The organism is Segatella copri, assembly GCF_003465495.1.
Lineage (GTDB): Bacteria > Bacteroidota > Bacteroidia > Bacteroidales > Bacteroidaceae > Prevotella > Prevotella copri_G.
On sequence record NZ_QSAV01000068.1, the window covers coordinates 1 to 10,057 of the forward strand.

General features: G+C 42.7%; 14 protein-coding genes. 6 read left to right on the forward strand and 8 right to left on the reverse strand.

What is annotated here, in order from left to right; translation table 11 throughout:
- Nucleotides 1-128: 128 nt before the first annotated feature.
- The gene (locus tag DWV53_RS16445; protein WP_259319005.1) at nucleotides 129-524 is read right to left on the reverse strand and encodes a hypothetical protein; all 396 of its coding nucleotides are present in this window, start codon (nucleotides 522-524) and stop codon (nucleotides 129-131) included.
- Nucleotides 525-1,009: 485 nt separating this feature from the next.
- On the opposite strand from DWV53_RS16445, the gene DWV53_RS14245 reads away from it, so the two are divergent.
- From DWV53_RS14245 to DWV53_RS16240, 4 genes are all read left to right on the forward strand, one after another.
- Nucleotides 1,010-1,330 carry a hypothetical protein gene (locus DWV53_RS14245; RefSeq protein WP_118155220.1) on the forward strand — a complete coding sequence of 107 codons (321 nt, stop codon included), beginning with the start codon at nucleotides 1,010-1,012 and terminating at the stop codon, nucleotides 1,328-1,330.
- 169 nt (nucleotides 1,331-1,499) lie between these two features.
- Complete coding sequence (locus DWV53_RS14250) at nucleotides 1,500-1,820, forward strand: helix-turn-helix domain-containing protein (protein WP_006848192.1); 321 nt, start codon at nucleotides 1,500-1,502, stop codon at nucleotides 1,818-1,820.
- Between the two features lie 2 nt (nucleotides 1,821-1,822).
- Nucleotides 1,823-3,076 carry a type II toxin-antitoxin system HipA family toxin gene (locus DWV53_RS14255; RefSeq protein WP_118155223.1) on the forward strand — a complete coding sequence of 418 codons (1,254 nt, stop codon included), beginning with the start codon at nucleotides 1,823-1,825 and terminating at the stop codon, nucleotides 3,074-3,076.
- Between the two features lie 136 nt (nucleotides 3,077-3,212).
- Nucleotides 3,213-3,506: a hypothetical protein gene (locus DWV53_RS16240; RefSeq protein WP_118155226.1), complete on the forward strand. Its 294-nt coding sequence runs from the start codon at nucleotides 3,213-3,215 to the stop codon at nucleotides 3,504-3,506.
- A gap of 35 nt (nucleotides 3,507-3,541) precedes the next feature.
- Here the strand turns inward: DWV53_RS16240 and DWV53_RS14265 are convergent, their stop codons facing one another.
- From DWV53_RS14265 to DWV53_RS14295, 7 genes are all read right to left on the reverse strand, one after another.
- Nucleotides 3,542-4,021, reverse strand: a complete 480-nt coding sequence (locus tag DWV53_RS14265) for a DUF4186 domain-containing protein (RefSeq protein ID WP_118155229.1) — start codon at nucleotides 4,019-4,021, stop codon at nucleotides 3,542-3,544.
- Nucleotides 4,022-4,191: 170 nt separating this feature from the next.
- Entirely contained in the window at nucleotides 4,192-5,439 is a 1,248-nt protein-coding gene (locus tag DWV53_RS14270) for an MFS transporter (RefSeq protein ID WP_118155232.1), read from the reverse strand.
- Between the two features lie 21 nt (nucleotides 5,440-5,460).
- Nucleotides 5,461-6,000: a methylated-DNA--[protein]-cysteine S-methyltransferase gene (locus tag DWV53_RS14275; RefSeq protein WP_118155235.1), complete on the reverse strand. Its 540-nt coding sequence runs from the start codon at nucleotides 5,998-6,000 to the stop codon at nucleotides 5,461-5,463.
- Nucleotides 6,001-6,026: 26 nt separating this feature from the next.
- Nucleotides 6,027-6,413 (reverse strand): SMU1112c/YaeR family gloxylase I-like metalloprotein, encoded by a 387-nt coding sequence (gene gloA2, locus DWV53_RS14280; RefSeq protein ID WP_118155238.1) that lies wholly within the window; start codon nucleotides 6,411-6,413, stop codon nucleotides 6,027-6,029.
- A gap of 84 nt (nucleotides 6,414-6,497) precedes the next feature.
- Complete coding sequence (gene msrA / locus DWV53_RS16420; RefSeq protein WP_334649337.1) at nucleotides 6,498-6,977, reverse strand: peptide-methionine (S)-S-oxide reductase MsrA; 480 nt, start codon at nucleotides 6,975-6,977, stop codon at nucleotides 6,498-6,500.
- A gap of 546 nt (nucleotides 6,978-7,523) precedes the next feature.
- A complete protein-coding gene (locus DWV53_RS14290) occupies nucleotides 7,524-8,279 on the reverse strand; it encodes an MBL fold metallo-hydrolase (RefSeq protein ID WP_118155253.1) in 756 nt (251 codons plus the stop codon).
- Between the two features lie 113 nt (nucleotides 8,280-8,392).
- Nucleotides 8,393-8,575, reverse strand: coding sequence for a helix-turn-helix domain-containing protein (locus tag DWV53_RS14295; RefSeq protein ID WP_228112629.1), 183 nt, complete (start codon nucleotides 8,573-8,575; stop codon nucleotides 8,393-8,395).
- Nucleotides 8,576-8,779: 204 nt separating this feature from the next.
- On the opposite strand from DWV53_RS14295, the gene DWV53_RS14300 reads away from it, so the two are divergent.
- Both DWV53_RS14300 and DWV53_RS14305 read left to right on the forward strand, forming a co-directional pair.
- The gene (locus DWV53_RS14300) at nucleotides 8,780-9,487 is read left to right on the forward strand and encodes a nitroreductase family protein (RefSeq protein ID WP_118155240.1); all 708 of its coding nucleotides are present in this window, start codon (nucleotides 8,780-8,782) and stop codon (nucleotides 9,485-9,487) included.
- Nucleotides 9,484-9,714: a hypothetical protein gene (locus tag DWV53_RS14305; RefSeq protein ID WP_118155243.1), complete on the forward strand. Its 231-nt coding sequence runs from the start codon at nucleotides 9,484-9,486 to the stop codon at nucleotides 9,712-9,714. The genes DWV53_RS14300 and DWV53_RS14305 overlap by 4 nt, the downstream gene beginning before the upstream one ends.
- Nucleotides 9,715-10,057 lie beyond the last annotated feature (343 nt).

Sequence of the window (10,057 nt, forward strand, 5' to 3'; positions counted from 1 at the left end):
TTTACGATAAAGGGCAAGGTATAAACGCGGAGCCGCTTACCTACAGTCATCAAGGGAAATGCCAGTGAGATTCAGGCATTGTACTCTCACCAGATAGGCATGCAGGGAGTGGATAGTCACCAGGAAACCTATGAGGTGAGAAACAGGCTAAGAAACTGGCTCAGCAACTTTCCTGTATCATAGTTGTAACTGGAGCCATAGACTTCATCACGGATGGCGAAAGAATGGCTTATGTTCATGAAGGACATCCCATGATGAGCAAGGTTACTGCAATTGGATGTACTGCCACTGGTATAGTTGGGGCATTCCTTGCTGTGAACTCCGATCCTCTGGAAGCATCTTTTCATGCCATGAAAGCCATGGGAATTGCCGGAGAAAGGGCAGCTTCCCAGTCTAGAGGAACCGGAAGCATGATGATTAACTTCCTCGACGAACTCAGCAATCTTATGGCTGATGACTAGGATTATCAGAATCAAGAGACGTTCCTTCATGAAAAGCTTCATTGCAATCAATCTCTTTGGCATAATTGTTACTTGCGAAGAGCTTTCTAAAGAAGAACTCAACCATGAGCTTATACATACGGCTCAAGCAAGGGAGTTGTTGTATATCCCATTCTACCTCTGGTACATCATAGAATGGTTTTTCTTATTTCTCAGATATCGGAATTGGATGCGGGCATATTACAACATCAGGTTTGAAAAGGAAGCCTATGCTCACCAAGAAGACCTGGAATATTTAAATCGAAGGAAGCATTATTGCTATAGATGATATTACGTGGTGCCATAATCTTGCTATTCCCCAGTTTTTTGGGGAATAGTTCTACACTTTTTCCCAAAATTCCACAGGGGTAATTTATGGCACACAAATTATAAGTCTCTGTATATCAAGCTTATCATCTTTTCTATTATCTTTTGGCATGCAGGTTGCAACCATGAATAGTGGGTTCGATAATGAATCCCAAAACAGAGAAAATAACAATAAATAGTAACAATTTAAAATAGATAAGATTATGAAGAAGTTCGTTTTTGCAGCTATCGCAGCTATGGTAATGGTTTCAGTAAGCAACGTATTTGCATCAAGCAAAATGATGATAGATAATTCTGAAGTAGTTCCAGTTGATACAGTAGCACCTGAAACTCCAAAGGATTCAGCAGAGATCAGCACACCTGTTTTGCCTCAGGCCGGTGCAGAGGATTCTACAGAGCAGGCGACTACTGCAGAGTCTGTAGAAACAACCCAATCTGAGCAGCCAGCTGAGGTTCAGGAGACTCCACAGAAGAACGCCCAGCAGGAGTCAACAGAGATAGAACAGGCTGCTGTTTCAGAGTAACAAATATCTGATTTTCAATATAATTAAAACGCAGAGGTCTGCTGGCAGTAATGCCGGCAGATTTCTGCGTTTAATTTAATACATCTAATTATTCTTAAAAAAACTTGATAACCCATCTTATAATAAAGTAAATTATGTATTTTTGCATATTATAATTAAGATTAAAGCTATGACAAAGAATACAATGGCAAACAAACTTCCAAGGAAGTTGATTCAAAAGATGGAAATCGTGGGTGAGCAGATTAAGCTTGCCAGATTACGGCGCAACCTGAGCATGGCGCAAGTTGCAGAAAGGGCAACATGCTCGGAAGTTACACTTTGCAAGGTAGAAAAGGGATTACCAACGGTCTCCATCGGAATTTACCTTCGTGTACTCTATGCTCTTCAGCTGGATGATGACATCTTGCTCCTGGCAAAGGATGACAAACTCGGAAGGGCATTGCAGGATATGGGACTGAAGAATCGTCAACGAGCATCTAAAAAGGAATAGGAATGGAACGACTCTTTGTTTTCGCTGATTTTAACTGGCTCGGCAAAGGGGAGCTGGTAGGGGAGTTGTGCTATGAAAAATTGCGCGGCTCTGGCAGTTATGCATTTAAGTTTGATGAGAATTGGCTTAAGGTTCATGCCGGAATTAAGCTTTCGGAAGACATCAACAATTACCCAGGCATGCAATATACCCAGCCAGGAAGTGATATTTTCGGATGTTTTTCTGATGCTTTGCCAGATAGGTGGGGACGTACCTTGCTCAAAAGAAGAGAACAGATACAGGCCGCTGAAGAAAAAAGAGCAGTCAGACCTCTTTCCTCATTCGATTACCTCATGGGCATCGATGACTCCTCCAGAATGGGTGGATTTAGGTTTAAGAAGGAAATGGAAGGTGATTATATCAATGTGTCTCCATCTCTCAAGATACCCCCATTAACAGAGATTAGAGAATTGGTTCATGCCAGTCAAGAAGTAGAGAGATCTGAAGAGAATGATGTTTTGCCTGAGAAAAAATGGATAGCGCAGCTCATCCAACCTGGTACTTCATTGGGTGGCGCAAGACCTAAAGCAGGCGTATTGGATGAAAAAGGTAATCTATGCATCGCGAAGTTTCCTTCTCGAAAAGATGACTATGACGCAGGACTTTGGGAGCACTTTTCTCACCTGCTAGCTCAAAAGGCTGGTATCCTGGTAGCTCAAACCAGGGTGTTGGGAGGATTGGGAAAATATCACACACTCCTGTCTAAACGCTTTGACCGAACTGCAGAAGCTAAGAGAATCCATTTTGCGTCATCCATGTCTCTGCTAGGATTAAAGGATGGTGATAATGCACTAGGTGGTTATGGTTATCTCGATATTGTTGATTTCATACTCCAAGGTTGCTGCGACGTAGAGAAAAATCTTCTGGAACTCTACCGAAGGGTTGTCTTCAACATCTGCATTGGAAATTCTGATGACCACTTCAGAAACCATGGCTTTCTGCTCACACCAAAGGGCTGGACTCTATCACCAGCCTATGATATGAATCCTACCCTTAATGAATATCAGAGTCTTCTGATAAATGAATCTTCAAACAAGGCAGACATCAATATTCTGCTTGATTCATCTGAAAGCTACATGATTAAGAGGGAGAAAGCTGAAATCATCATCCAAGAGGTTCAAGCAGCAGTTAGTCAATGGGAAAGTTTAGCTACTCTGCTTCAAATCCCAGCTAGAGAGATGGCTATGTTTAAAAAAAGGTTTAAGCTTAATCTATAATATAATGAAGTATCGAACCTATTTGCTTCATTATATTATGGGTTATCCTGCAGTCTCTATCATGTCGATGATGGTATAGATTGGCAAGATATCCAATGCAAGTTGGGTGTTAAAATGGTAAGAAAGGAGATTATTTATGTCACAAAAGAAGATATTCAGATGCCAGGATTGTGGGTACGAGACAGAAGTATATGAGGGACGTGGCTTCATGGGACAGCATATCGAAGCCATGTCTTGTCCTGGCTGCAGAAACATAGTACCTCTTGTGGTGGGTGGAGTAATTGGTGATGCTGCATCTAGTTTTAATTCTCTTGTAGGAAGGCTATGTCTAAGATGTGGTTCTGAGAGGATTCACAGGTGGGATATGCATACTTGTCCAAAGTGCGGGAGCAAGATGCAACCCACTGGCGAAGAAGAGTTTTGGACATGAAAATTCTAGCCTTTATAGGAAAAAGAAATTCCTTTTCAAACTTGTTTTTCTATCCAGGTCATAAGTACCGCCACTGCATATTGCTGTTCTTCTTCTGTCAACTGTCTTCCGGTAGGTATATGATGCCATTTGAAGAAACAACCACGGCAGCAGCAGCCGGTAGCATGCTGGGCAATGAATACAGGATGACCTCTCATCGGTGTCTGCTTGCCGTCATTGGGAATCACTGCTGGAGCAAGACGTTTGGCAACGAAATCCTCCGCATGCTTACGGATGGTAGCCAATCCCTTTTCTGCAATATATTCCTTATCCTTCTTCGAGAGATGGAAACGGCTGCGGAAAGCTGACCCGGAAAGTCTTTCAAACAGATCTGTCAAATCATACTCTTTGTCTGAAGAAGTATGGTTTTCTTTACTGTCTGAGGAGACAGAGTCTTTCTGATGATCCTCTATCTCCTCAGGAAACAAATTGAGTTCTACATATTTGGCTTGGTTTTCTTTTGAATCTTTTTTCATTTTTATGAGTCTCCTATATATATGAATCTCCTATATATTTAATGGATACTAGCTGGCTGCTGCGGTGGGCAGAATACCTGATTCTCTGCAGCTTGAGATTTCTGTTTCTTTTCTTCTTGTTCCATTTTTAATACTCTCTTATACAATTATTTAAAATCAAAGTCTTTCATTTACTTTGCGTTTTCATCAGTTTCTTCAACGCTTCTCTTCTGGGTATTCGGCAAGAATCCTGCTATGATGCCGAGCAATGGCAGGAAGGCACTCACCTGGAAGATAAACTCAATACTGGTCTTGTCGGCTAACCAGCCGAAGAACGCTGAACCAAGTCCTCCCAGTCCGAACATCAGGCCGAAGAAAATGCCTGCTATCAATCCCACTTTATCTGGCATCAGGTCGGTGGCATATACCACGATGGAAGAGAAAGCCGAGGCAATGATCAATCCTGACAGGAAGGTAAAGATGATGGTCCACGTGAAGTTGACGAAAGGCATGGCGATGGCGAAAGGTGCTGCTCCCAGAATGGAGAACCAGATGACATACTTTCTGCCAAACTTGTCACCTAGCATTCCTCCTGCCACCGTACCTATAGCAAAGGCGGCAAGGAATACGAAGAGGCACAGCTGCGAGGTCTGTACCGATACGCCGAACTTATCCATCAGGAAGAAGGTGAAGTAACTCGTAATGCATGCCGTATAGAAATACTTGGAGAACACGAGCATGATGAGGATAAACAGAGCCCAATACTTCACCCTTTTAGAGATATGGGTATTAAGAAGGGGCTGTTTCTGGGGATGGTTCACCACGTAAGTCAGTCGTGCCTTATACCAGACTCCCAATCTTACCATGATGATGGCGGCAAGCAAGGCTGCAAGGGCAAACCAGGAAATGGCATGCTGTCCGAAAGGCAGGATGATGATGGCTGCCAGCAGTGGTCCTACTGCCGAACCGTCATTGCCACCCACCTGGAAGATGGATTGTGCCAGACTCTTCTTACCTCCCGATGCCATCTGTGCCACTCTCGAAGCCGTGGGATGAAACACAGACGAACCCAGACCTATGACACTTACAGCCAGAAGAATCAGAAAATAATTCTCGGCGAAAGCCAGCAGGAGCAGGCCCACCAATGTGAAACACATGCCGATGGAGAGGGCATAGGGACGGGGATGCTTATCGGCATAGAGTCCTGTGAAAGGTTGCAGGATAGAAGATGTCATCTGGAAAACCAGCGTGATGATGCCTATCTGTGCAAACGAGAAGTCGAACTTATCCTTCACAATCGGATAGATGGAAGGGATAATCGACTGAATCATATCGTTCAGGAAATGGGAAATGCTACAGATGATGAGCATGGAATACACCGTACCCTCTACCATCGTAGGATTTCCCTTGATTTTACTGCCTATTGACTTGATGTTCATTTCTTTTATTTTTTGTCTTTTTTATTTTCTTATTTGAAAATCAACATTATGTTGTTTTTGTTCTGCTTCAATCTCTAATAACCTTCTCTTTGCATCCAATCCTCCGGCAAAACCTGTAAGGAGATGATTGCTTCCGATAACACGATGGCAGGGAATGAAAATGCTGATGCCATTAGCTCCGATGGCACCTGCCACGGCTCTTGTGCCATTGGGGTTACCCATACTTATGGCTATTTCCTTATAGCTCCTTGTTTCTCCGTAGGGGATGTTGAGCAATGCACCCCATACTTTTTTCTGAAAATCGGTTCCTATAGGGTGCAACGGAATATCGAATGTCCTGCGGCTGCCGGTGAAATATTCATTCAGCTGCTTCTTGGACAGTTCCAGGATAGGGGATGTTTCTATCTTGAACACTGCCTTCATATACCGCGAAAGCCGAAGCTTATTACGCTCTGAACATGGCATTTCATTCCAATCACAAAGGCACAATTCATCGTCCACCGATGCCAGGATGATTTCTCCACAAGGCGAACTGTAATATTGGATACTTACTTGCTGCATTATATCAGACACGATTGAACAGATTCTTATTTTTCATACAGTTCTATCGGCAAACCATCTGGGTCACTGAAGAATACAAATCGCTTGCCTGTATATTCATCTGTACGGATGGGTTCATGAGCGATACCTTTATTGTCAAGTTCATCTATAGCCACCGAAAGCTCATCCACCTCAAAAGCAAGATGACGCAGTCCAGCTGCTTCCGGATAAGAAGGACGTGCTGGTGGGTTAGGGAAAGAGAACAGTTCTATGACATACGTGTCACCAAGAAAGCAGTCTGCCTTCCAGGAGTCGCGTCCTTCACGATAGTTTTCACTTACAATCTTCATTCCGAGCACATCTGTATAGAAATGCTTGGATTTCTCATAGTCGGAGCAAATCACGGCTACATGATGGATTTTGTTAAGTTTCATAGGATATTGTTTTATTGTTAATCAATGATTTATCAACTACAAATGCTTTATTTACCTCTCTGATATTTTGCTGAAAATTACTTCTCAGAATTTCTTCGTTCTCAGATGGCAATAAGGCTCACCATCTGTTTTTTCATAATAATGCTGGTGGTAGGCCTCGCCAATGTAGAATGTCTCCTCTGGCAGGAGCAAGGTATTGACCTCGTCACCCTTACTACGGAGAAGTTCCGTCACATGTTCGGCTGTCTGCTTCTGAGATTCATTACGATAGAAGATACAGCTGCGGTATTGTGGCCTCAAATCAGGACCAACACCATCGGTCTGTGCCGGGTCGTGAATCTCGAAGAAGAGTTTACATAAGCTCTCATATGAAACCTGTTGGGGATTGAACTCCACGATGACGGCCTCTACGTGGTGCGTCTTGTGGCCTCGTACATCGGCATAGGAAGGAAAAGCCTCTTTGTCGCCGGTATATCCTGCCAGGGTATTGAGTACACCGGGCTGTTTCTGAAACTGATGTTGCGCGCCCCAGAAACATCCGCAGGCAAAGATGCCAACCTCTATACTGCAGTCTTCAGGCGCATGATAGATGTCAACCTGAGAGCATTTTTCGATGGCTGCCTTTATCATTTCCAGTGCCTTGCCATGTTTCTTCTGAAGGTCTGGGTAGGCCTTACCTCTCTGAAAGTTATGTTGGAGGTCATTGTACTTTACTTGAAGTGCAATGGGATTTTGAGAATCGATAATGCTCTGCACATAATCGAAATAATCAGTTCCCGGCTGATGTGTAAGGATGCGAAGGGCATTCACTACACCTGTGGGAATACCTTCATGAAGCAAATCCTCAAAGGAGTAGGAGGTATCTTCTACCACATCATGCAGAAAGCCTGTCATCTTTTCCTCGTCTGCATGGCCCATCAAGCCCACTGTGAGTGGATGAAGAATAACAGGATAGCCATCGCGATCAAGTTGACCGGCATGGGCTGACGTTGCTATACGGAGTGCTATATCAATTGGATTCATTGTTAATTATGTCATTCTATGTTTATAATCTTGTCGTATCTCTTGCCTTGCTAGTCCTGGAATGATTACCACCCTTCATGGAACGAATCATATATCTATCGATTCGCCCTCATGTGCTATCTTCCAAAACGGAATTTGCACAGCATCGGTAAACTCTTTCATACGCCAGGCGCTTTTGGAACCACTTGCCACAAAATGCATTGGGACAAACAGACCTGTCTGGAATTGCTCTATGAACTGTCTTGCACCACGGGTATAGCCATTACCTATACGGCCATCTACAGGAAACAGCACAACATCAAAACTATCAGTCATTTTTTTGATGTCCTTGAGTTCACCCAAATATTGCTTCTCGTCTTTTTGAGGGTCTATCTCGCCAAACTCAAAGCTCCTGATGGTTCCACCATTATAGTCGGAAGTCAAGAACTTGGCGTACCAATTATTCAGATCGCCTGCATGAAAGATGCGCTTGCCTGCAACTTCTACTATCCAAGACACACCGCTATCATTACTACCGGCTGCAACTATCTTTATATTTTTGTCGCACCATGATTTTCCCTTTACCATCAAGACGTCAGCTTCGTTCTTTTGGCATCTGTTATGTTTGAAGATATCCTTGGAGAGTATATAGGTAAAAGAGGTATGAGGGTAGCACTGGCGCCATGAAAAGATTTCCCGAGAGAAGTGATCTTCATGGAAATGACTTACAAGTACATACACAGGCTTACCCTTGGACAGAATCACCGGCATACAATCGGCGGGATCCATCCAATAATCGAAGACCAATACGCAGGATTGGGTCTCCACTGCAAAACCACTATGAAAGATATATGTCAATTTCATGATTCTCATTCTGATTTACGATTGAATCTTTGAATTCTTTCTTGGACGATTTGAAATAGGTATGTTTCAACTTACCGTCCAAAACCGATAGCTTTTCTCATATCCTACTATATTTAAACGGTTTGACGAATCTCATATTTAACCTCCATGCCAAGGATATCCATGATTTTTTCAACCGTCGATAGGGAAGGGTTGCCTTTACCGCTCTCTATTTTCTTGATGGTAGAAATGGCTATCTCAGACATGTCAGCGAGGTCTTGCTGGGTTATCCCCAAGGCCTTACGCTGCAATTTCATTACTTCTTGAATTTTCATACCAAGTAGTGTATTATATTGTACTTTTCCTGCAAAGTTAACAAAAGAATCTAGATTACGCAAGAAAAGGTGTAATATATTATTCTTTTTATAAAAAATTATAAGTTTCTGAGATTTTTCTTGGTTTTTTGCCTTTGAATATTGTTTTTTTTCTTAACTTTGCATGCACAATTCATTATAGAAATCATGACTATAGAAGAAGCTATCAAACAAAGACATAGTGTACGAAAGTACATACACAAACCTCTTTCAACTGAGGTAGTTAGAGCACTTGAAGAAAAAATCTTGGAGTGCAACAAAGAGGGTGGCCTTCACATACAACTGGTTACCCAAGAAACCAAGGCATTCTCCGGCATTATGTCATATGGAAAATTCCATGGCGTGGAGAACTATCTTGTAATGGCTGGGCAAAAAGCTGACAATCTTGATGAGCGTATTGGCTATTATGGCGAACAGCTTGTGCTGCTTGCCCAAGCTCTAGGACTCAATACCTGCTGGGCAGGATTAAGCTATCGCAAGGTGAATGGAGCCTACAAGATTGAAAAAGGGGAGAAGTTGACATGCATGATTGCCTTGGGATACGGAGAGTCACAAGGGGTTAGTCACAAAATCAAGACCATGGAACAGGTGAGCAATGCAACCAGCAACTCTCCTTCATGGTTCCGAAAGGGCGTGGAAGCAGCTCTTCTTGCTCCCACTGCCATCAATCAGCAGAAGTTCTCATTCTTCCTGCAAGACCAGGAAGGTACAAAAGTTGGTTGTAAACCCAAAGTTATTGCCAAGAGAGGCTTCTCAATGGTAGGATATACCAAGATGGACCTCGGCATTGCCAAGCTTCACTTTGAAATAGGAGCAGGAAAGGAAAACTTTAAGTGGGTGGTAAAGAAAGGATGAGAGACTTCACGGAAATATGGCAACTTCAAGATACCATCATTACAGCAGTCAACGCATGCGGTTATGGTGTCTGGGATTTGCACGCTACCAGTTGGGGATTTCATCTGGAGTTAACAGAGCATTTGGATGATGCAGAAATCTGCAATATCTGCAGTCAACTTCCGCTTTCTGGAGATTATGAAGGAGAAGGCATAAATGGTTCTATTCTAAGTTTGTACAACTACTGATTATTGATGTTCAAAAAATAAAAGATAGATTATTATGCAGATATTATAGGCAAATGCAAAAATCATGTTTGATAAGGCAGACAGGAAGCCTATCTCCGTGCCACTCTTCCAATCAGTTGCCAATGTCTTGGCCGAAGAAATGGCAAGGATGAATGTAGAGGAATTGGCTAGGCAACTGGATTGCAGCAGCAAGATTTTTTTCATCCTCTTTCGGGAACTTGCTTTCACCCCCACTTTTATTATAAGGTGTCTTATGGTAAATAGAATGTCTGCAGTACTCCCTATTGAGAAGAATCACTATATCCTAATTTCCGCAACACTATAATTTAATATTTTTTATAAG